General features: G+C 63.3%; 21 protein-coding genes and 1 tRNA gene. 8 read left to right on the top strand and 14 right to left on the bottom strand.

Going from position 1 to position 22100, the window contains the following annotated elements:
• The first annotated feature begins 264 nt into the window (after positions 1–264).
• The 6 genes from GEV38_RS17715 (at position 265) to cysG (ending at position 7924) form a co-directional block, all read left to right on the top strand.
• The gene (locus GEV38_RS17715; protein ID WP_371034493.1) at positions 265–2814 is read left to right on the top strand and encodes a DNA translocase FtsK 4TM domain-containing protein; all 2550 of its coding nucleotides are present in this window, start codon (positions 265–267) and stop codon (positions 2812–2814) included.
• A gap of 62 nt (positions 2815–2876) precedes the next feature.
• Positions 2877–3512 carry an outer membrane lipoprotein chaperone LolA gene (gene lolA / locus GEV38_RS17710; protein WP_054573028.1) on the top strand — a complete coding sequence of 212 codons (636 nt, stop codon included), beginning with the start codon at positions 2877–2879 and terminating at the stop codon, positions 3510–3512.
• Between the two features lie 12 nt (positions 3513–3524).
• Entirely contained in the window at positions 3525–4850 is a 1326-nt protein-coding gene (locus GEV38_RS17705; RefSeq protein WP_013973284.1) for a replication-associated recombination protein A, read from the top strand.
• A complete protein-coding gene (gene crcB / locus GEV38_RS17700; protein ID WP_015270966.1) occupies positions 4847–5221 on the top strand; it encodes a fluoride efflux transporter CrcB in 375 nt (124 codons plus the stop codon). The genes GEV38_RS17705 and crcB overlap by 4 nt, the downstream gene beginning before the upstream one ends.
• Before the next feature lie 30 nt (positions 5222–5251).
• The gene (gene serS, locus GEV38_RS17695; RefSeq protein ID WP_003258877.1) at positions 5252–6532 is read left to right on the top strand and encodes a serine--tRNA ligase; all 1281 of its coding nucleotides are present in this window, start codon (positions 5252–5254) and stop codon (positions 6530–6532) included.
• Positions 6533–7924: a siroheme synthase CysG gene (cysG, locus tag GEV38_RS17690; RefSeq protein ID WP_013973282.1), complete on the top strand. Its 1392-nt coding sequence runs from the start codon at positions 6533–6535 to the stop codon at positions 7922–7924. It begins immediately after the preceding gene.
• 116 nt (positions 7925–8040) lie between these two features.
• Here the strand turns inward: cysG and GEV38_RS17685 are convergent, their stop codons facing one another.
• The 8 genes from GEV38_RS17685 to GEV38_RS17650 form a co-directional block, all read right to left on the bottom strand.
• A complete protein-coding gene (locus GEV38_RS17685; RefSeq protein ID WP_013973281.1) occupies positions 8041–9000 on the bottom strand; it encodes a glutathione S-transferase family protein in 960 nt (319 codons plus the stop codon).
• A 92-nt stretch (positions 9001–9092) separates the two neighbouring features.
• Positions 9093–10097: a glycosyl transferase family protein gene (locus tag GEV38_RS17680; protein WP_015270964.1), complete on the bottom strand. Its 1005-nt coding sequence runs from the start codon at positions 10095–10097 to the stop codon at positions 9093–9095.
• Positions 10094–10429 (bottom strand): TusE/DsrC/DsvC family sulfur relay protein, encoded by a 336-nt coding sequence (locus tag GEV38_RS17675; RefSeq protein ID WP_015270963.1) that lies wholly within the window; start codon positions 10427–10429, stop codon positions 10094–10096. Before GEV38_RS17675 ends, GEV38_RS17680 begins: the two co-directional genes overlap by 4 nt.
• Positions 10426–10722, bottom strand: a complete 297-nt coding sequence (gene tusB / locus GEV38_RS17670) for a sulfurtransferase complex subunit TusB (protein WP_054573029.1) — start codon at positions 10720–10722, stop codon at positions 10426–10428. The genes GEV38_RS17675 and tusB overlap by 4 nt, the downstream gene beginning before the upstream one ends.
• The gene (tusC, locus tag GEV38_RS17665) at positions 10722–11081 is read right to left on the bottom strand and encodes a sulfurtransferase complex subunit TusC (RefSeq protein WP_054573030.1); all 360 of its coding nucleotides are present in this window, start codon (positions 11079–11081) and stop codon (positions 10722–10724) included. The genes tusB and tusC overlap by 1 nt, the downstream gene beginning before the upstream one ends.
• Position 11082: 1 nt before the next feature.
• Positions 11083–11475 carry a sulfurtransferase complex subunit TusD gene (gene tusD / locus GEV38_RS17660; protein WP_054573031.1) on the bottom strand — a complete coding sequence of 131 codons (393 nt, stop codon included), beginning with the start codon at positions 11473–11475 and terminating at the stop codon, positions 11083–11085.
• A 279-nt stretch (positions 11476–11754) separates the two neighbouring features.
• On the bottom strand, positions 11755–13134 hold the full coding sequence (locus GEV38_RS17655) for a nucleobase:cation symporter-2 family protein (RefSeq protein WP_013973275.1): 1380 nt from the start codon (positions 13132–13134) through the stop codon (positions 11755–11757).
• Between the two features lie 317 nt (positions 13135–13451).
• Positions 13452–14123 (bottom strand): Bax inhibitor-1/YccA family protein, encoded by a 672-nt coding sequence (locus GEV38_RS17650; protein ID WP_003251184.1) that lies wholly within the window; start codon positions 14121–14123, stop codon positions 13452–13454.
• Between the two features lie 134 nt (positions 14124–14257).
• Here GEV38_RS17650 and GEV38_RS17645 point away from each other — a divergent pair.
• Positions 14258–14345: transfer RNA gene (locus tag GEV38_RS17645), tRNA-Ser, on the top strand.
• Between the two features lie 347 nt (positions 14346–14692).
• Here GEV38_RS17645 and GEV38_RS17640 read toward each other — a convergent pair.
• From GEV38_RS17640 to GEV38_RS17625, 4 genes are all read right to left on the bottom strand, one after another.
• Entirely contained in the window at positions 14693–14878 is a 186-nt protein-coding gene (locus GEV38_RS17640) for a hypothetical protein (RefSeq protein WP_015270917.1), read from the bottom strand.
• 320 nt (positions 14879–15198) lie between these two features.
• A complete protein-coding gene (locus GEV38_RS17635; RefSeq protein WP_013973221.1) occupies positions 15199–15399 on the bottom strand; it encodes a hypothetical protein in 201 nt (66 codons plus the stop codon).
• A gap of 120 nt (positions 15400–15519) precedes the next feature.
• Positions 15520–16098 carry a cysteine hydrolase family protein gene (locus GEV38_RS17630; RefSeq protein WP_054572111.1) on the bottom strand — a complete coding sequence of 193 codons (579 nt, stop codon included), beginning with the start codon at positions 16096–16098 and terminating at the stop codon, positions 15520–15522.
• An 838-nt stretch (positions 16099–16936) separates the two neighbouring features.
• A complete protein-coding gene (locus GEV38_RS17625; protein WP_054572110.1) occupies positions 16937–17842 on the bottom strand; it encodes a LysR family transcriptional regulator in 906 nt (301 codons plus the stop codon).
• Between the two features lie 98 nt (positions 17843–17940).
• Between GEV38_RS17625 and GEV38_RS17620 the strand changes: the two genes are divergently transcribed.
• Entirely contained in the window at positions 17941–18702 is a 762-nt protein-coding gene (locus GEV38_RS17620) for a TSUP family transporter (RefSeq protein ID WP_015270913.1), read from the top strand.
• Position 18703: 1 nt separating this feature from the next.
• On the opposite strand, the gene GEV38_RS17615 is transcribed toward GEV38_RS17620, so the two are convergent.
• On the bottom strand, positions 18704–20128 hold the full coding sequence (locus tag GEV38_RS17615; RefSeq protein ID WP_015270912.1) for a GGDEF domain-containing protein: 1425 nt from the start codon (positions 20126–20128) through the stop codon (positions 18704–18706).
• A gap of 137 nt (positions 20129–20265) precedes the next feature.
• A complete protein-coding gene (locus GEV38_RS17610) occupies positions 20266–22095 on the bottom strand; it encodes an SLC13 family permease (RefSeq protein ID WP_039614496.1) in 1830 nt (609 codons plus the stop codon).
• Between the last annotated feature and the right edge of the window lie 5 nt (positions 22096–22100).

Raw genomic sequence — 22100 nt, 5'->3', positions numbered from 1 at the left:
TGCGGGGTACCTGTGGGGGCGGGCAAGCCCGCGAAGAGGCCGGCACAGGTGATGAAAATAGGCAATTTCCTACACATTCATGAAACCGCAGGCACCATCCGCTACATTTGCTGTCACACCTGTGCAAAAACACAGCATAAGCCTTTGTCACAAAAGAAAATGCATGCTCAAATTGCAGCTATATGAAAGTCGCCCCCGGCCAAACTCCCATCTGGCGTGCCGCCATGGCGGCTGGCGGGCAGTAATGTTAAAAGTAGTGGTTCATTGGCCGCACCGTCGGCCGATCACTATTGGACGCGCAGCACGCGCAGGAATAGACGCGTTTTGAAGAAATCCACCGCAACTCCAGCTCCCTTGCCCGTCCCTCTGTGGCGGCAGCAGCTGCATTATCGCCTCAAGGAAGGTGCGTTGATCGCTGTCGGCGCCCTGTGCCTGTACCTGTGGATGGCGCTGCTGACCTACGATACGTCGGACCCGGGCTTCAGCCACACCAGCAACGTCGACCAGGTGCAGAACGCCGCCGGGCGTGCCGGTGCCTACTTCGCCGACATCCTGTTCATGGTACTGGGGTACTTCGCCTACATCTTCCCGCTGCTGCTGGCGATAAAGACTTGGCAGATCTTCCGCGAACGCCACCAGCCCTGGGACTGGAGCGGCTGGCTGTTCTCCTGGCGGCTGATCGGCCTGGTGTTTCTGGTGCTGTCTGGTGCGGCGCTGGCCCATATCCATTTCCACCCGCCTGCGAGCATGCCGTTCTCCGCCGGTGGTGCATTGGGCGAGAGCCTCGGCGACCTGGCGCGCAACCTGCTGAACGTGCAGGGCAGCACGCTGATGTTCATTGCCCTGTTCCTGTTCGGCCTGACCGTGTTCACCGACCTGTCGTGGTTCAAGGTGATGGACCTGACCGGCAAGATCACCCTCGACCTGTTCGAGCTGGTGCAGGGCGCCGCCAACCGTTGGTGGGAAGCGCGCAACGAGCGCAAGCGCCTGGAGGCGCAGCTGCGTGAGGATGAACCGGTGGTCAAGGCCGCGCCAATGGCCGCCGACAAGCGCGAACCGGCCAAGCCGGCGCTGCGCGAGCGCATTTTCAAGCGTGAAGAAGCACCTGCCCAGCCGGTCGAACCACGTGAGCCAACCCTGTCGCGCGAGCCTGTGGTGCCACGCGAGTCGCCGGCACCTCGTGAGCCGGTAATCTCTCGCGAACCACCTGCCGCGGCCCCGATGATCGTGCCGCCGACACCCGCCAGGGCGCCGGAGCCGAGCAAGCGGGTGATGAAGGAGAAGCAGGCGCCGCTGTTCGTCGACAGCGCGGTGGAAGGCACCTTGCCGTCGATCTCCATCCTCGACCCGGCCGAACAGAAGAAGATCGAGTACTCGCCGGAATCCCTGGCCGGTGTCGGCCAGCTGCTGGAAATCAAACTCAAGGAATTCGGCGTGGAAGTGGCGGTGGACTCGATCCACCCGGGCCCGGTGATTACCCGTTACGAAATCCAGCCGGCCGCCGGTGTGAAGGTCAGCCGTATCGCCAACCTGGCCAAGGACCTGGCGCGTTCGCTGGCAGTGACCAGTGTGCGTGTGGTCGAGGTCATCCCCGGCAAGACCACCGTGGGTATCGAGATCCCCAACGAGAACCGGCAGATGGTGCGTTTCTCCGAAGTGCTGGCCACGCCGCAGTACGACGAGCAGAAATCGCCGGTCACCCTGGCCCTGGGCCACGACATCGGCGGCAAGCCGGTGATCACCGACCTGGCCAAGATGCCGCACTTGCTGGTGGCCGGTACTACCGGTTCCGGTAAGTCGGTGGGTGTGAACGCGATGATCCTGTCGATCCTGTTCAAGTCCAGCCCGGAAGACGCGCGGCTGATCATGATCGACCCGAAAATGCTCGAACTGTCGATCTACGAGGGCATCCCGCACCTGCTGTGCCCGGTGGTCACCGACATGAAGGACGCCGCCAACGCCTTGCGCTGGAGCGTGGCCGAGATGGAGCGGCGCTACAAGCTGATGGCGGCCATGGGCGTGCGTAACCTGGCCGGCTTCAACCGCAAGATCAAGGACGCCCAGGAAGCCGGCGAGATCATCCATGACCCGCTGTACCGCCGCGAGAGCATGGACGACGAGCCGCCTGCGCTGAAAACCCTGCCGACCATCGTGGTGGTGGTCGACGAATTCGCCGACATGATGATGATCGTCGGCAAGAAGGTCGAAGAGCTGATCGCCCGTATCGCCCAGAAGGCGCGGGCCGCCGGTATCCACCTGATCCTCGCCACCCAGCGCCCGTCGGTGGACGTGATTACCGGCCTGATCAAGGCCAACATCCCGACCCGCATGGCGTTCCAGGTGTCGAGCAAGATCGACTCGCGGACCATCATCGACCAGGGTGGTGCCGAGCAGCTGCTGGGCCACGGTGACATGCTGTACATGCCGCCGGGCACCAGCCTGCCGATTCGCGTGCACGGCGCGTTCGTCTCCGACGACGAGGTGCACCGCGTGGTCGAAGCGTGGAAGCTGCGCGGCGCCCCGGACTACAACGACGACATCCTCAACGGCGTCGAGGAGGCCGGCAGCGGCTTCGAAGGCGGCGGTGGTGGTGGCGATGGCGAAGATTCGGAAAGCGACGCCCTGTATGATGAGGCCGTGCAGTTCGTGCTGGAAAGCCGCCGCGCGTCCATCTCGGCCGTGCAGCGCAAACTGAAGATCGGCTACAACCGCGCCGCCCGCATGATCGAAGCCATGGAAATGGCCGGCGTGGTCACCCCCATGAACAGCAACGGCTCGCGGGAAGTGATAGCCCCGGGCGGCCCGCGCGACTGACGAACACCTTGCCGTGCGCCAACGGTGGCGCCCGGCCTTTTCAATGCTCGATGAGGACTCCCATGCGCGCGATTCGCATGCTGTTGGTTTCTGCCCTGGCCGCGGCTTCTGTGTCGGCCACCGTATCGGCTTATGCCGGTGAGCAAGACGTACAACGCCTGACCCAATTGCTGGAAAAGTCGCAGACCATCGAGGCCAACTTTTCCCAGCTGACCCTGGACGCCGGCGGCACCAGCCTGCAGGAAACCTCCGGCGAGATGACCGTCAAGCGCCCTGGCCTGTTCTACTGGCACACCGATGCGCCGCAGGAGCAGGTGGTGGTATCCGACGGCAAGAACGTCACCCTGTGGGACCCGGACCTGGAGCAGGCAACCATCAAGAAACTCGACCAGCGCCTGAACCAGACCCCGGCGCTGCTGCTGTCCGGTGACGTGTCGAAGATCAGCCAGAGCTTCGACATCAGCTCGAAGGAGCAGGGCGAAGTGATGGACTTCACCCTCAAGCCGAAGACCAAGGACACCCTGTTCGACTCGCTGCGCGTGTCGTTCCGCAAGGGCCTGATCAACGACATGCAACTGATCGACAGTGTCGGCCAGCGCACCAACATCCTGTTCAATGGCGTGAAAGCCAACCAGGCGGTGCCGGACAGCAAGTTCAAGTTCGACATCCCCAAAGGCGCGGACGTCATCAAGGAGTAACCAGAGCTCGCCATGGACCTGTTTCGAAGCGAACCCGTCGCCCAGCCCCTGGCTGCTCGTCTGCGCCCGTCCAACCTGGACGAGTACGTCGGCCAGGAGCACCTGCTGGCGCGCGGCAAACCGCTGCGCGAAGCGCTGGAGCAGGGTGCGCTGCACTCGATGATCTTCTGGGGGCCGCCGGGCGTGGGCAAGACCACCCTCGCGCGGCTGCTGGCGCAGTTCTGCGATGCGCACTTCGAAACGGTGTCGGCGGTATTGGCCGGGGTGAAGGAGATTCGCCAGGCGGTCGAGGTGGCCAAGCAGCAGGCTGGCCAGTACGGCCGCCGAACCATCCTGTTCGTCGACGAAGTGCACCGCTTCAACAAGTCGCAGCAGGATGCCTTCCTGCCCTATGTGGAAGACGGCACCCTGCTGTTCATTGGCGCCACCACCGAAAACCCGTCGTTCGAGCTGAACAACGCATTGTTGTCGCGGGCGCGGGTGTATGTGCTCAAGAGCCTGGACGAGGCGGCGCTGCGCAAGCTGGTCAACCGCGCGTTGACTGAAGAGCGCGGCCTGGGCAAGCGCAACCTGCGGGTTGGCGACGACGCCTTCAAGATGCTGATGGCCGCCGCCGACGGCGATGGCCGGCGCATGCTCAACTTCCTGGAAAACGCCTCGGACCTGGCTGAAGACGGCAGCGAGATCGATGTCGAGATGTTGCAGAGCCTGCTCGGCGACAGCCGCCGCCGCTTCGACAAGGGTGGCGAGGCGTTCTACGACCAGATTTCCGCGCTGCACAAGTCAGTGCGTGGCTCCAACCCCGATGGCGCCCTGTACTGGTTCGCGCGCATGCTCGATGGCGGCTGCGATCCGCTGTACATTGCCCGCCGCGTGGTGCGCATGGCCAGCGAAGACATCGGCAACGCCGACCCGCGCGCGCTCAGCCTGTGCCTGGCGGCCTGGGATGTGCAAGAGCGTCTGGGCAGCCCCGAGGGCGAACTGGCGGTAGCCCAGGCCATCACCTACCTTGCCTGTGCGCCGAAGAGCAACGCGGTGTACATGGGCTTCAAGACCGCCCTGCGCGAGGCCGCCGAGCATGGCTCGCTGGAAGTGCCGTTGCACCTGCGCAACGCCCCGACCAAGCTGATGAAGCAACTGGGCTACGGCGACGAGTACCGCTATGCCCACGATGAACCCGACGCTTATGCCGCCGGCGAAGACTACTTCCCCGAGGAACTCGAGCCGCGCCAGTACTACCAGCCGGTGCCCCGTGGCCTGGAACTGAAGATTGGCGAGAAGCTGCGCCACCTGGCCGACCTTGACCGCAACAGCCCCCGCCAGCGGAGAAAGCCGTGATTGCACTGATTGCCGCCGTCAGCGCTGGCGGTATTGCCGGTACCTTGTTGCGCTTTGCCACCACCAACTGGGTGTCTGCCCACTGGCCACGGCACTTCTATCTCGGTACGCTGGCGGTCAACCTGGTTGGCTGCCTGCTGATCGGCCTGCTTTATGGTCTGTTCTTGCACAAGCCGATCGTGCCGGTCGAGCTGCGCGCCGGGCTGATCGTCGGCTTCCTCGGCGGCCTGACGACTTTTTCCTCCTTTTCGCTGGATACCGTACGCCTGCTGGAAAGCGGGCAAGTGCCCCTGGCTTTGGGCTATACCGGTATCAGCGTGGTGGGCGGGCTGCTCGCGACCTGGGCCGGCCTGTCCCTGACCCGATTCTGAACCAACACCTACACATAACGAGAGAACGATATGCTCGATTCCAAACTGTTACGCGGCCAACTTCAGGAAGTGGCGGATCGCCTGGCCTCCCGTGGCTTCAGCCTGGATGTCGCGCGCATCGAATCACTGGAAGAGCGCCGCAAGGCGGTGCAGACCCGCACCGAGCAGCTGCAGGCCGAGCGTAACGCCCGTTCCAAGTCCATCGGCCAGGCCAAGGCCAAGGGCGAAGATATTGCGCCGCTGATGGCTGACGTCGAGCGCATGGCCAACGAACTGGCTGCCGGCAAGACCGAACTGGACGGCATCCAGGCCGAACTGGATGGCATCCTGCTGACCATCCCCAACCTGCCGGACGCCAGCGTACCGGTTGGTGCCAGCGAAGACGACAACGTCGAAGTGCGCCGTTGGGGTACGCCGAAGGCTTTCGACTTCGAAATCAAGGACCATGTCGCCCTCGGCGAAGTCAGCGGTGGCCTGGATTTCGAAGCTGCCGCCAAGCTGTCTGGCGCGCGTTTTGCCGTGCTGCGTGGTCCAGTTGCCCGCCTGCACCGCGCCCTGGCGCAGTTCATGATCAACCTGCACACCGGCGAGCACGGTTACGAGGAGCACTACACCCCGTACCTGGTCCAGGCCCCGGCCCTGCAGGGTACCGGCCAGCTGCCGAAGTTCGAGGAAGACCTGTTCAAGATCAGCCGCGAAGGCGAGGCCGACTTCTACCTGATCCCGACTGCCGAAGTGTCGCTGACCAACCTGGTGGCCGGTGAAATCCTCGATGCCAAGCAGCTGCCACTGAAGCTGGTTGCCCACACCCCGTGCTTCCGCAGCGAAGCCGGTGCTTCCGGCCGTGACACCCGCGGCATGATCCGCCAGCACCAGTTCGACAAGGTCGAGATGGTGCAGGTGGTCGAGCCGTCCAAGTCGATGGAAGCCCTGGAAGGCCTGACTGCCAACGCCGAGCGCGTGCTGCAGCTGCTGGAGCTGCCGTACCGCGTGCTGGCCCTGTGCACCGGCGACATGGGCTTTGGCGCGGTGAAGACCTACGACCTGGAAGTGTGGGTACCAAGCCAGGACAAGTACCGCGAAATCAGCTCGTGTTCCAACTGCGGCGATTTCCAGGCGCGCCGCATGCAGGCCCGCTGGCGCAACCCGGAAACCGGCAAGCCAGAGCTGGTGCATACCCTCAACGGGTCCGGCCTGGCCGTAGGCCGTACCTTGGTTGCCGTACTGGAAAACTACCAGCAGGCCGACGGTTCCATCCGTGTGCCGGAAGTGCTGAAGCCTTACATGGGCGGCGTCGAGGTCATCCGCTAAATGGATTACCTGCCGCTGTTCCACAAGCTGCAGGGCGGCCGCGTGCTGGTCGTTGGCGGCGGTGAGATCGCTTTGCGCAAAGCGCGCCTGCTGGCCGACGCCGGCGCCGCGCTGCGCGTGGTTGCACCGGATGTCGACGGCCAGTTGGCCGCGCTGGCCCGGGAAGGTGGCGGCGAGGTGCTGGTGCGCGGCTATCAGGCAGCCGACCTGGTCGGTTGCCGGCTGGTGATTGCGGCCACCGACGACCCGGGGCTCAATGCCCAGGTGTCGGCGGATGCGCAGGCACTCAGCCTGCCGGTCAACGTGGTGGATGCGCCGGCCCTGTGCACGGTGATCTTCCCGGCGATCGTCGACCGTTCGCCGTTGGTGGTTGCGGTGTCCAGTGGCGGTGATGCTCCGGTGCTGGCGCGTTTGATTCGCGCCAAGCTGGAGGCCTGGATCCCGTCCGCCTACGGCGAACTGGCCGGCCTGGCCGCACGCTTCCGCGACAAGGTCAAGGCCTTGTACCCGGACGTTAACCAGCGCCGTGGCTTCTGGGAAACCGTGTTCCAAGGGCCTATTGCCGAGCGTCAGCTGGCCGGGCAGGGCGCCGAGGCCGAGCGCCTGTTGCAGGCGATGGTCGACGGTGCACCGGTGCAGCAGGGCGGTGAGGTGTACCTGGTGGGGGCTGGCCCGGGCGATCCGGACTTGCTGACCTTCCGCGCCTTGCGCCTGATGCAGCAGGCCGACGTGGTGCTGTACGACCGCCTGGTGGCACCGGCGATTATCGAGATGTGCCGACGTGATGCCGAGCGTATCTACGTGGGCAAGCGTCGCGCCGACCATGCCGTGCCACAGGACCAGATCAACCGCCTTCTGGTCGACCTGGCCCGGCAGGGCAAGCGTGTGTTGCGCCTGAAGGGCGGCGACCCGTTCATCTTCGGCCGGGGCGGCGAAGAGATCGAAGAGCTGGCCGAGCACGGCATCCCGTTCCAGGTGGTGCCGGGCATTACCGCAGCCAGCGGTTGTTCCGCCTATGGCGGGATTCCGCTGACTCACCGCGACTATGCCCAATCGGTGCGTTTCGTGACCGGGCACCTGAAGGATGGCACCAGCAATCTGCCGTGGCATGACCTGGTAGCGCCGGCGCAGACCCTGGTGTTCTACATGGGCTTGGTGGGGTTGCCGACCATCTGTGCCGAGCTGATTCGCCATGGCCGCGCGGCCAGTACCCCTGCGGCGCTGGTGCAGCAGGGGACTACGCGTAATCAGCGGGTGTTCACCGGCACCCTGGCGGACTTGCCGGACCTGGTGGCGCAGCATGAAGTGCATGCGCCGACCCTGGTGATTGTCGGGGAAGTGGTGCAGTTGCGTGACAAGCTGGCCTGGTTCGAAGGTTCGCAGAATAGCTGAAATCGTTGGGGCCGCTTTGCGGCCCATCGCGACACAAGGCCGCTCCTACAGGAGACAGCGATCCCCTGTAGGAGCGGCCTTGTGTCGCGATGGGCTGCAAAGCAGCCCCAGCAATCTCAAGCCTGCCAAATCCCCTTGCCTGCCAACCGCTCCCGATCATGCGGCAGGTTGAAGTCCTGCAGCGGCCCCTTGGGCACGATCCCGTTCGGGTTGATGGTCTTGTGGCTCATGTAGTAGTGCTTCTGGATATGCTCCATGTCCACTGTGCCCGCCACCCCCGGCCACTGGTACAGTTCACGCAGCCAGTTCGACAGGTTGTGATAGTCGCTCAGGCGGCGCAGGTTGCACTTGAAGTGCCCGTGGTACACGGCATCGAAGCGCACCAGGGTGGTGAACAGGCGCACATCGGCCTCGGTCAGGTATTCCCCGGCCAGGTAGCGGTTGCGGCTCAGCAAGTCTTCCAGGTAGTCCAGTTCGTTGAACACTTCGTCAAACGCAGCCTCGTAGGCTTCCTGCGTAGTGGCAAAGCCTGCGCGATATACGCCATTGTTCACCGCCGGGTAGATGCGCTCGTTCAGCGCCTCGATGGTCGGGCGCAGCGGCTCTGGGTACAGGTCCAGTGTATTGCCGGTCAGTTCGTTGAACGCGCTGTTGAAGATGCGGATGATCTCCGACGACTCATTGTTGACGATGCGTTTCTCTTTCTTGTCCCACAGCACCGGTACAGTCACGCGGCCAGTGTAGTGCGGGTCATCCTGGGTGTAGCGCTGGTGCAGGTACTGCAGCGCGTCGAGGTGGTCGCCGCTGGAACCTTGCTGCTGGTCGAAAGTCCAGCCATGGTCCTGCATCAGCCAGCTGACCACCGACACGTCGATCAGTGGCTCCAGGCCCTTGAGGGCACGGAAGATCAGGGTGCGGTGTGCCCATGGGCAGGCCAGCGAGACGTACAGGTGGTAACGGCCAGCTTCGGGAGCGGGCAGCTGATTGCGGCGTTGGGCGTTTTCGCGTTTGAACGTGCCGTCCTTGCCGTTTTCATACCACTGGTCATGCCAGCGGCCGTCGATCAAAAGGCCCATGGTGAGCTCCTCGGAACAAAGTTGTTTGTCGTTGGAGCCCAGTCTAGGGAAAAACGTTCGAATAACTAGCGCAAAGACTGCACTCTTACTATCTAGTTATTAGATTGGTTGCGTGCGCCCCAGTAACCGCGTGCCGTGGCGAAAGCCTGCTCACGGTCTTGGCCCAGGCCGCGCAGGGCAAGGGCGATGGTTGCGACCACGGCCATCTCACCGTAGCTGTCCTCGGTCTCGCCGCGCCAGACCGCCAGCAATTGCTCCGGCTGCAGGCTTGGCGGCTTCACGTGGCGGCGTTCGCTCAGCGCTGGCCATTCCTCGTCCCAGGCTTCGCCGGCGGTGGTGCCGTATAGATGGCTGATGACATCGGGGTTGACCTCAATCTCGCCGCCATCACCCTTGATTACCACGGCATGGTCGCCCAGCAGGCGGCTGGCCTCGCGGTGTACTGCCTGGTAGCCGGGGTGGAAGATGCTCTGCAGGCCACAACGCGCAGCCAGCGGGTTGAGCACCCGGGCCAGCGAATGGATGGGCGAACGCAGGCCCAGGGTGTTGCGCAGGTCGATCATGCGCTGCAACTGCGGCGCCCAGTCCTGCAGCGGGAAGAAGGCCAGGCGTTGCTGGTCCAGGGTCCGGCTGACCGCAGCCCAGTCACGGCACAACGGAATTTCCAGCAAGGACAGCAACTGCTCGGTGTACATGCGCCCGGCGGTATGCGCACCGCCACCGTGCATCAGGATGCGCACGCCATTGTTGGCCAGGCATTTGGCAGCCAGCAGGTACCAGGGTAGGTGGCGCTTCTTGCCGGCGTAGGTGGGCCAGTCCAGGTCCACGGCGATGCGCGGCGACTGCAAGTGGGCGCGCAGGGCCTCGGTGAAGCCGGCCAGTTCTTCGGCGCTTTCTTCCTTGTGCCGCAGCAGCATGAGGAAGGCACCGAGCTGGGCATCTTCGACCTTGCCTTCCAGCAGCAGAGTCATGGCCGTGCGGGCTTCTTCACGGGTCAGGCCACGCGCGCCGCGCTTGCCTTTGCCAAGAATGCGCACGAACTCGGCGAACGGGTGTTCGGCAGGGGTTTCCAGGGTAAGCGGGCGAGGTTCTGTCATATGCAGTTGGTCGGCTTGGGCAGGCCCGCCAGCTTGGCGGCCAGTTTGGCGGGAGTGCCGTTGAACAGGCGGTTGAGGTGCGGGCTGTTGCCCTTGTCCGGGCCCAGTTTGAGGGCCGTGTACTTGATCAGCGGGCGCGTGGCCGGGGACAGCTGGTATTCCTGGTAGAACTGGCGCAGCAGTTCGAGGATTTCCCAGTGGTCCTCCGTCAAAGGGATGCCCTCGCGCGCGGCCAAAGCCTCGGCGGCGGCATGCGACCAGTCTTGCAGGTCGACCAGGAAGCCGTCCTTGTCCAGGGCGATCGCCTGATCGCCAACGTTGAGGGTATTCATAGCCAGCTGTTGACCTTGTCGTAATGCAGCGACAGTTCGACGAACCCGGCGTAGTCCACGGCCTTGGCCAGTTCGTTGGCGATCGCGCGGGCCTGCACGTCTTCTTCCAGGGCGAACAGGCGCTGGGCCAGGCCGGCGTCTTGCAGCCGGCGGTGCGGTTCGCTGCCGGTGCGCAGGGCATATACAGCATCGCCGCACAGCAGCAGGGCGTCGTCGGTGCCGAGCAGGCGCAGGCAGCTGGCCAGGCGCTCGTCGCCAAACGGTGAGTGGGCAATTACATGCAGGGTCGTCATCAGAGCGTTACCACCTGGTCGAAACGGGCGATCAGTGCGGTCAGGGCCGCGTCGTCCAGCACTTGCACCGGCAGCGCCAGATTGTCGGCTGCCAGGCCGCGGCGAGTGAGGCTGTGGCTGCAGGAGAACAGTTCCTCGACGCCGAACATTGGCAGCGCCTGCAAGTTGGCGGTCAGGTTCTTCTGTTGCACGACGGTGGGCTGCTGGTCTGCGGCGAGCTGGAGCACGCCGTCATCGAGGAACAGCATGCCCAGCGGCAGATCGAACGCGCCGCCAGCCAGGGCGATGTCCAGTGCTTCACGGGCCGATGGGCCGTTCCAGGGCGCCTGGCGGCTGATGATCAACAAGGATTTGGCCATTTCAGTCGCCTCCGAAGCAGACAAGGCGATCGGCAACTTGCGCCGCCTCATGAAGCTGGCCAAGCCCCGACAGCTCCCAAGGCTTGGGCAGGTTCACGGCCGGGCGCTGGTAGCGGTTGGCCTCGGCCTCGTCGAGCACGCCACGGCGCAGGGCGGCGGCGATGCACACCACTGCGTCCAGCTGGTTGGCTGTAATGAAGGCGTGCCATTGGCCGGCGACGTCCAGCTCATCCTGGGGGGTGACCACGTTGGCAGAGGCACTGTGTACCCCGTCCTGGTAGAAGAACAGCCGGGCAATCTCATGCCCGCCGGCCAGCACCGCCTCGGCGTAGCGCAGGGCACGCCGCGAGGAGGGCGCATGGGCCGGGGAGAACACCGCGATAGCGAATTTCATGGATAACTCATGCAAAAGGAATGGTGCCATGATAAAGCAAAAAAGCCCGCGCCCGCTTGTGCATGGCGGGGCGGGCTTTCTGTCTTGAACCAATCTGAAGGCCGGCGCTATCCCGGTAGGGGCAACTGCCTTGTGTTGTCTGTACTGGCCTCATCGCTGGCAAGCCAGGCTCCTACAGGGACTGCGCATGGCTTCAGATCAATGCGGTCGAGGTGGGAGCTGGCTTGCCTGCGATGGGCTGCGCAGCAGCCCCATGGCCCTGACAGTCGAACACCAGGCTCAAGCCTGTTCCTTGCTCTCCGGCAAGAACCAGTTCAACACCAGGGCACAGATACCCCCGGTAGCCACGCCCGACTCCAGCACATTGCGAATCGCCGCCGGCATGTGCGCCAGGAACTCCGGCACCTGCGCCACACCCAGGCCCAGGGCCAGGGATACAGCGATGATCAGCAGGGCACGACGGTCCAGGCGAGTGCTGGCCAGGATATTGATCCCCGAAGCCGCAACCGCCCCGAACATGACCATGGCCGCACCGCCCAGCACCGGCTCCGGCACCGCCTGGATCACCCCGGCAACGCTCGGGAACAGCCCCAGCAGCACCAGCATCACGGCAATCCACATGCCGATATGGCGGCTGGCGATCCCTGTCAGCTGAATCACGCCATTGTTCTGGGCAAAGATCGAGCTCGGGAAGGTGTTGAACAAACCGGCCAGCAGCGAGTTGGCCCCGTTCACCAGCACACCGCCCTTGATCCGCTGCATCCACACCGGCCCTTCGACCGGCTGGCGCGACACCTTGCTGGTGGCGGTGACGTCACCGATGGCTTCCAGCGAAGTTACCAGGTAGATCACCAGCATCGGGATGAACAGTGCCCAGGAGAAGCCCAGGCCGAAGTGCAGCGGCGTCGGCACCTGGAACAGCGCGGCTTCGTGCATGCCGGTGAAATCCAGGCGGCCCAGGTAGCCGGCCAGCGCATAACCGACCGCCAGGGCGATAACGATGGCGCAGCTGCGCATCCACACCACCGGGATGCGGTTGAGGATGACGATGATCGCCAGCACCACGCCTGACAGCAGCAGGTTCTCGCCATTGGCGAAGGTGCCATTGGCCATGGCGCCGAAGCCGCCACCCATGCTGATCAGGCCGACCTTGATCAGGGTCAGGCCGATCATCAACACCACGATGCCGGTTACCAGCGGAGTGATCAGGCGTTTGACGAAGGGCAGGATGCGCGACACGCCCATCTCGACGAACGAGCCGGCGATTACTACGCCAAAGATAGCTGCCATGACGCCTTCCACTGGGGTGCCTTGCTTGACCATAAGCGCTCCGCCGGCGATCAGCGGGCCGACGAAGTTGAAGCTGGTGCCCTGGACGATCAGCAGCCCGGCACCGAATGGCCCGAAGCGCTTGCACTGGACGAAAGTGGCGATACCCGAGATTACCAGTGACATGGAGACGATCAGGTTGGTATCTCGTGCCGAAACACCCAGAGCCTGGCAAATCAGCAGGCCAGGAGTGACGATGGGCACGATGATCGCCAATAGGTGCTGCAGTGCTGCCAGCAGGCCGATCAACAGCCGTGGCTTGTCCTCCAGACCAAGCACCAGTTCATTGGCAGGCGCCGCCGCGCCTGGGCTGTGTTCGTGTGAGCTCATTGCGAAAAGCTGCCCCGGAAGAAAAAAGGAGCGCATTCTACGGGGTGATGGCGAATTGGGGTAGAGAAAAGCACGATGGCGGCATGATCGACGACCATTCGCCCGGTTATCTGACTTTATGGTCAATTATTGGGCGCTTTTTCCCAGGAGTCGAACCTGTGGGAGCGGGCGTGCCCGCGAAGAATGCGACTCGGTATATGGCACCGGCTTCGCCGGTGTTCGCGGGCTCGCCCGCTCCCACAAGGCTCCAGCTAAATCGATGAGTTGAGCGCCCATAAAAAAGCCCGCCGAAGCGGGCTTTCTCTTGCCGATATCAATCAGTCATCACGACCCATGATGCCAAACAGCTGCAGCAGGCTGACAAACAGGTTGTAGATCGACACATACAGGCTGATGGTCGCCATGATGTAGTTACGCTCGCCACCGTGAATGATCGCGCTGGTCTGGAACAGGATGCAGACCGACGAGAACAGCACGAAGCCAGCGCTGATCGCCAGTTGCAGGCCGCTGATCTGGAAGAAGAAGCTGGCCACGACAGCACCCAGCAGGACAAAGAAGCCCGCAGTGATGAAGCCGCTGAGGAAGCTCATATCCTTGCGGGTAATCAGCACATAAGCCGACAGGCCGCCGAACACCAGGGCAGTCATGGCAAATGCCGAGCTGACCACCTCGGCGCCACCGGCCATGCCCAGGTAGCGGTTGAGGATAGGGCCGAGGATAAAGCCCATGAAGCCGGTGAGCGCGAAGGTGGATACCAGGCCCCAGGCCGAATCACGCAGTTTGTTGGTAAGGAAGAACAGCCCGTAGAAGCCGATCAGTACCACGAACACGTTCGGGTAGCCGACGCGCATCTGCTGGGCCACGAAGGCCATGACACCGCTGAAGGCGAGCGTGAGCGCCAGCAGGCTGTACGTGTTGCGCAGGACCTTGCTGATCTCCTGCTGCTCGACCTGCTGGCCGTGGTGTACGGCGTAATCCTGTTCGCGCATGGCGACACTCCTTGGTAAACCTGTGGTTTTCAAACGTTCAGATGCTAGGAGTCTATCAGAGCTCCCGCAACCCGCGACACAGAGAGTTTGACAGCTTGTTTCATTACGGTATTATGGCGGCCGCAAAACGAGCTGGAAGCGTGGCCGAGTGGTTTAAGGCAACGGTCTTGAAAACCGTCGATGGGCAACTATCCTAGAGTTCGAATCTCTACGCTTCCGCCATATTCAAAGCCCTGATTATTCAGGGCTTTTTGCGTTTCTGGGGCATAGGAAACCATCCACGGGACCATCCGTGGGAATGGTTTGTTTCGGCGCTTCCGATACTTCTTGCTTGGTCGGTTTCGCCAAGGCTCCAACTTACCTGGCTTCATCCCATTCTTACAGGCACGAAAAAGCCCGCCGAGGCGGGCTCCTCGCTTGCTACTGAGCGCTAGCCGCAGCCTCTCAAGCCAAATTGCATTACTGACAACTGCGCGGAAATCGGATCCGTAGGCTGGACCCAACCTTGCTCCACATCAGTAGCCTGCAGGCGTTTGATGCAGGCGTGGTCATGCCCGCTCCCGCAGGTTTTATTGCAGGGTCACTGGCTTCATGTCATCCGGTAATTGACGAATAGCTGCCTCTATCCGCTCGATCGGTGCCGCAAGTTCGTCCGCCTCCTTGTCCTTGCCCTCCCTTCTCAGGCGGTCACGCTCAAGGCGCAGGTTAAGCAAATTCTTCTGTAGTTTCAGGGCCGAGGTATTGAACGGATCCATGCTTTTCTCATGCTGTAGGCTTCCGTGCCGCTGTAGGAAAACTGGACCGTAGCAGTTCGAATTTGCTGGAGAAACTGATGTTTCATACAGGCAAATCCCACTACATAGATTCTTCCTACATTGCGCGGTAAAAGATCCTACAGTCAGCGTTTCAAATCATGTCTTTCAAACCCTCCTGAGCCCGCATGGTAGGTGGCGATGATAGGTGTTTGGCAATGCAGGCCCTCAAGGCGGATTGATCCAGAGGCTGCAGTGCTTTTCGAAACCTTATGTAGCAATTGCCGCCCCGCGCGCTACAGGTGGTCCGCATCCATCACCGCCTAGGTGAATGTCTGAGGCGCTTCCTGCGGCAAGTTGTTAAGCGGGTCGAAGTCATCCGCCGCTGTAGCGGCTGGCTGGGGCTGCTGTGCTGCAGCCGTGGTGATGTCCGCCGTCAGCAGGCCAGGTGGCAGCAGGGTACAGGCGAGCAGTGTACGGCTGAAACGGTGTGGCAGGGTGGTGGTCGAGTGGCGGGTAGACATCGGGCATCTGCGCCCATCCGCTTCGCCAAGAGCAGGTGTAGATGGTGCGCCCGCTCAATGGCTGGGTCTGGTGTCGCCGCCATGGCAATGACGAGTTGGCTGGTTGCCTGCGCAGAAGCTTCAGCGGTTGACCTGAAGCGAGTCAGCAATCAGAACCTGCTCCGTGCGCAGGATGCGCGCGTAATCCAGAGCCAGGTTGCTCAACGACAGCGCATGTACATCCTCCGCCGGCCAAAGCCGGCCTTGCAGGTCGTGCTGGTCAAAGGTGAAGCAGGCATCTTCCACCACCACCACATCGAAACCGAGATTGCCCGCCGAGCGTGCGGTGGATTCCACGGAGTTGTTGGTAATCACCCCGGCGATGACCAGTGCGTTGATGCTGCGCGCGTGCAGCCATCGCTCCAGGCCGGAGTTGGCGAAGGCATCAGGCACATGTTTGTCGAACACGGTTTCGCTGGCCAGTGGGGTAAATGCAGGCTGGAATTCGCAACCGGACTGGCCCGGCCAGAACACCGAGTCTACCGAGCGGGACAGGTGGCGCACATGGATCACCGGGCGTCCTGACCGACGCCACGCAGCCAGCAGATCGCCTATACGCAGTTCGGCCTCATGGTTGTTGCGCCGGCCCAGGCGCGGGTGGTGGATACCAATCTGAAGGTCGATCAACAACAAGGCAGCGTTGGTCGCGAAAGCGGTCATGAAGGGATGGCACTCCTGGCAGGTTCGAGCGCTTGACCCTAGCACAGCGTGGATGACTGCAAAAATTGCTGTCACGCGTAAGGGCCAGATGCGCCGCTCTTGTGGGAGATGGCCCAGCTCTTTGGGCTGCGCTGTCGCGTAGATAACTGAAATTGCAAGCAATCCGCGTACCCGGTGGGAGCGGCTTTAGCCGCGAAGAATCCAACGCGGTGCATGGCTCCGGCTGCGCCGGTGTTCGCGGCTGAAGCCGCTCCCACAGGGCCCCTGCTAATTCAATGAGTTATGTGCAGTTCTATGGGAGCGGCGCCTTGTGTCGCGAAAGGGGTGCGCAACGGCCTCAGGTTTTCGATGCATCCCTCAAGATTGCCGGGGCCGCCCTGCGGCCCTTTCGCGAAGCAAGGCCGCTCCCACAAAAGAACCGGTGCCTCACATCTGATCCGCTTTTTTTCCATAAAGCTGAATCTGTAACGGTATCAGCCCAAGCCCGACAATATGCCCATTCCCGCATCACACTTGTAGAGGTTCCAATGGGCAAGCTCGCGCTATTCCTGGGTGGTTTTCTGCTGCTGACCATTCTGATCGGTATCCTTGGCACCATTCCGCCAAGCTGACGTTCACCACACCTATCCCTCGCGGCCTGCCTGTCCTTCGGGCGGGCCCATTCCTCTTCATTGTTGGCCGATTCACCCTACCGATTTGTACGATAAGTCATTCTTTGCACTGGGAAAACTGTCCACAAAAAACGTGGGTAGGTCTGTGGATAAAGTTCTGCAAGCCAAGCCCGTGGCGGGCTCTGTCAAATTGAGCAGAAATTGAACAGCCGTTTCAGGGCGTTGTTTCAGTAGGCCAGGCCGGCGCGGCGCAGGGCTGCCAGCAGGTCGCGTACCCGCGCCGGCAGCTCGCCGGCGGGGTACACGGCATGCATCTGCGGGTCCCGGCCGTTGCTGGAGGTCAGGCGGTACTGCGGGCATACCCGCACCAGCCGCCCGGCCTTGACCTGCGCTTCGCCGACCCAGGCGGCCAGGCGGGCGATACCGGCGCCGGCCAAGGTGCTGTGGTACACCGCGTCACCTGAGTCCAGGCGCAGCCTGGGCCTGGGGCGCAGGCTGGTGATCTGGCCGTCGCGGCAGAAGTGCCAGGCCTTGAGGATGCGCGGGGCGGTGTGCAGGATCAGCGCGTGGCCCTCGAGGTCCTCGGGTTGTTGTGGCGTGCCGGCCAGTGCCAGGTATTCAGGGCTTGCATACAGGTGACGCTGGTAATCCCACAGCGGGTAGCCGATCAGCTCGCTCGACTGTGGGAAGGCACCGCGCACCACGAAGTCGAACTTGCCTTGCAGCGGGTCCAAGGCCCCGTCGCTGTACTGCACGTCCAGGGTTACCTGGGGGTGGCAGCGGGAAAACTCGGCAAGCACCTGGGGCAGGACATGTTCGCCCAGTACCTGCGGCACGGCGAAGCGGATCCAGCCTTGTGCACTGCCGCTGAGCGCGGCCAGTTCGTCGGCGGCATCACGTTGCACATCCAGCAAGCGTTCGGCGTGTGGCAGCAGGCGCTCGCCGGCTTCGGTCAGGGTCACGGCATTGGCGTTGCGGTTGAGCAGTTTGCTCCCGGCGTTGTCTTCCAGGGTTTGTACCGCGCGGGTTACCGCGCTGGGGGAGCGCCCCAGGGCGCGGGCGGCGGCGACGAAGCTGCGCTTGTGCGCCACGCTGACGAACGCCTGGATTTCCCGCAGCATGTCCAATGCCATTGCCTGCTCCTCGTTGCAGTTTTCGCAATATGGCATTTCAACACAAGCGCGGCACTTTGATTAGCCTTGCAGGCGTCTTCACTGCCTGGAACCGCGTCATGATGGATATCGCTGTGCTTTCCGTGTTCGCCTTCGCCGCTGGGCTGATCGACGCCGCCGTGGGTGGCGGTGGGCTGATCCAGATTCCGGCCTTGTTCAACGTGCTGCCCACCGCGCAACCGGCGGCATTGCTCGGAAGCAACAAGCTGGCGTCGGTGTGTGGCACGGCCTTCGCTGCGCGTTCGTTCATCCGCAGGGTGACGCTGGACTGGGGGTTGATCGTGCCGGCAGCGCTCAGTGCGTTCGTAATGTCTTTCGCCGGTGCCGCCACGGTGTCGCTGGTGCCGCCCAGCGTGATGCGCCCGGCGGTGCTGGTGCTGATCGTGCTGATGGCCATCTACACCTTCTGCAAGAAGGACTTCGGCACGCTGCACAAACCCACAAGGATCGGCCGCAAGGAGCAGTGCCTGGCGGTGCTGATCGGTGGCGCGATCGGTTTTTACGACGGCCTGTTCGGTCCGGGTACTGGCAGCTTCCTGATCTTCCTGTTCATCCGCTTCTTCGCTTTGGACTTTCTGCACGCCTCGGCGTCGGCCAAGGTGGTGAACATCGCCACCAACCTGGCGGCGCTGGTGTTCTTCGTGCCATCAGGCAATGTGCTGTACGCCATCGCCTTGCCCATGGCGGCTTGCAACATCCTCGGCGCGCTGACCGGTACCTGGCTGGCGGTGCGCAAGGGCGCGGGCTTTGTGCGTGGGTTGTTCCTGGTGCTCTTGTGCGTGCTGATCGCCAAGTTGACGTGGGACCTGCTGGGTGGCTAGTTCACATCGCCTGGCGTTGTGGCTCGGCCTGTTCGACGCGATTGCGGCCATGGGCCTTGGCGCGGTACAGCGCCTGATCGGCGCGTGCCAGCAGTTCATCGAGGGTGGGGGCCGGCATGTCGGCGGCACAACCGGCCAGGCCGATACTGACGGTAATCTGCAGGGACTGGCCGGCCTGCATCACATGCAGGTCCTGCACCGCACGGCGCAGGCGCTCGGCAGTGAACTTGGCCCGATCTGGCGCCAGACCCGGTAGGACCACGACAAATTCCTCGCCGCCCAGGCGAGCGAACAGTTCACCATCGTGCAACTGGTCCTGCAGGGTGCTGGCGAACTGGCGCAGCACCTGGTCACCGACCGCATGGCCATGGACATCATTGATCGACTTGAAGTGGTCGATGTCCAGCATCATCAGGGTCAGCGGCAGCGCCTGGGCGTGTTGCTGGCGGCTTTCCAGCAGCGCGTTGGCGCGGCGGGTGAAGGCGCTGCGGGTGAGCACACCGGTGAGGTGGTCGATGCTGGCCTGATGCGCCAGGCGGGCCATCAGGCTGCGGTTTGCCTGGCTGACGCAGGCCACCACCAGCGGCCCGAGCACCAGCATGGCGATGCCCAGGCGCGCCGACATCAGTGTGGTCACTCCGGGCTCGCTTTGCGGCACGCTGAAATGCATGAGGTTTTGCGCCACCGCCACGATCAGCGTGCTGCCAGCGGTGAGTGTCAGCAGAGAAACCAGGAACGGTGAGTAAGTCCAGGCGCACCACAGCAGCGCGGCAATCGGGAAGGCAATGGCCCCGGGGCCGCCGAAGGCAATGCTGAACGCCAGCGAGGCCAGCAGCACCAGCAACGGCGCCAGGCGGATGGCCTGGGCGCCACCGCGCACCAGCGCTCGTGCCGTAGGGGCTGTCAGCAGCACTGGCAGCACCAGCACGCTGGTCGAGAACTGTTCACTGAACCAGGCCAGCCAGGTGGCGCGCAACGACTGTTCGAACCACGGCGCGGCCACTGCCGCCGCCATGCTGGCAGCCACTATTGCCCCGGCGGCACTGGCGCCGAACACGCTGAGGACGCCGTGGGGAGTACGCATCCGTCGGTGCAGGCGTGGCAAGCGCGAGAGCATCAGCCAGAGGGTGACCACCACGCCCAGGTTGCACAGGTTGAACCACAGGGCAGGCACCCAGGCGCTGCCGCACAGCAGGTCGGCGCCGACCATGGCCAGCCAGACCAGGGTAAACCCCGTCAGCGTGGCTTGGCGGGGGTAGCGCAGTAGCACCCCAGCCAGGACCGCATTGACCGGCCAGAACAGCGACAGGGATTCGATCGGGCGGGCCAGGATGCCGCCCAGGGTCAGGGCGAAGGTCAGGCCGAGTAGAACGACGTAGTGCAACAAGCGCGATTGGGCTGGAAAAACCATGGGCTCGACCGGCAAGGCGGGAACGAAATCCAGGACAACGGCTTGAAGCACCTGGGGCAATTGCGCATAAGTGTGTTTCGTCAGGGGACTTGATGTCAATCTGCCGCGATCGGTCGAGATAATGCCAAATTGCCTTCATTCGTAGCCAAACCCTACAGCCCAAAGAACCACGGCACCATCAACACGGTCACCAGCATCACCAGTATGGTGAACGGCACGCCAACTTTGACAAAGTCAGCGAAGCGGTATTGCCCCGGGCCAAGTACCAGGGTGTTCACCGGCGATGACACCGGCGTCATGAAGGCCGCCGAGGCAGCCAGCGCCACGGTCATGGCAAACGGGTAGGGCGACATGCCCAGCTGCGTGGCGGTGCTGACGGCCACGGGTGCCATCAGTACCGCAGTGGCCGTGTTGGAGATGAACAGGCCGATCACCGCCGTGACCGCGAACAGGCAGGCGAGGATGGCGCTGGGGCCGGCACCGCCCAGCACGCTGACCAGGCCGCCCACTGCCAGGTCGATGCCGCCGGTTTTCTGCAGTGCCTGGGCAAAGGGCAGCATACCGACGATCAGCACCAGGCTTTGCCAGTGGATGGCCCGGTAGGCGCTGTTCATGTCGATGCAGCGGCCTGCGCCCATCAGCAGGCAGCCGATCAGCGCGGCAATGACATTGGGGACCGCGCCGCTGACCATCAGCCCGACCATCACCGCCAGGCTCAGCAACGCCTGTGGTGCGCGGGTGCGGGCGGGCGCGACCAGGTCGATTTCTGCGGGCAGGCTCAGTACCAGGAAGTCCTTGGGCTTGCTTTGCAACTGGCGCACGGCTTTCCACGGGCCGACTACCAGCAGGGTGTCGCCCAGGCGCAGCTTTTCTTCCACCAGCTGTTCTTCGATCGCCACCTGCTCGCGGCGCAAGCCGACAACGTTGAGGTCGAAGCGAGTGCGAAAGGCCAGTTCGAGGATGCTCTTGCCGAGCAGTTTCGAACCTGGTGGCAGCAATACCTCGGCCATACCCAGCTCCTGGGACTGGTCGATGAAGTAGGCGGCCTTGAAGTGCAGCGGCTCCAGCTGCATGGTCTGGCACAGGCTGCGCAGGTCGTCGCGGTTGGCGAACAGGTCGAGCAGCAGCACATCGCCCTGGTGCAGCACGGTGCTGGAGTCGGCGGCGATCACCCGCGTGGTGAACTTGTGCTGGCGCTCGATACCGATCACGTTGGCGCCATGCCGGGTGCGCAGCTCCAGCTCGCCCAGGGTATGACCGATCAGCGGTGAATGGGGGCGGATGCGCAGGCGCCGTTCACGGCCATTGAGCTTGTAGTCCAGCACCAGGTCCAGCAGGGTGCGGCGGCTTTCCACGCGGCCGTCCTTGCGCACTTCGCCATTCAGCCAGTGCCGGGTCAGCAGCATGTAGCCGATGCCCAGCACCAGCACCACCAGGCCGAACGGGGTGAAGCTGAAGAAGCTGAATCCCGCTTCGCCATGGCGTACCAGCTCGCTGTGTACCACCACGTTGGGCGGTGTGGCCACCAGGCTGAGCATGCCGCTGATCAGGCCGGCGAAAGCCAGCGGCATCATCAGGCGGGCGGGCGAAAGCTGCAGGCGTGCAGCGATGCTCAGCACCACCGGAATGAAAATGGCCACCACGCCGGTGGAGCTCATCATCGAACCCAGCCCCGCCACGGCTACCATCAGCAACACCAGCAGGCGTGCCTCGCTGTTGCCGGCCCGCTCGCTCATCCATTCGCCGATACGGTAGGCAATGCCGGTGCGCACCAGGCCTTCACCGATCACGAACAAGGCGGCGATCAACACCACGTTGGGGTCACTGAAACCGGCCAGCGCCTGCTCCACGGTGAGGATGCCCGACAGCGGCAGGGCGAGGATCACCAGTAGCGCGACCACGTCCATGCGTGGGCGGTTGATGACGAACAGGGTGATGACGATGGCCAGCAGGCCGAGGACCCATAGCAGCTCTTGGTTCATGGGGA

This window comes from Pseudomonas sp. 13159349 (genome assembly GCF_013305685.1).
Lineage (GTDB): Bacteria > Pseudomonadota > Gammaproteobacteria > Pseudomonadales > Pseudomonadaceae > Aquipseudomonas > Aquipseudomonas asiatica.
The sequence above is the reverse complement of the archived record's forward strand: the minus strand, read 5'-3'. Positions and strand labels throughout refer to the sequence as shown.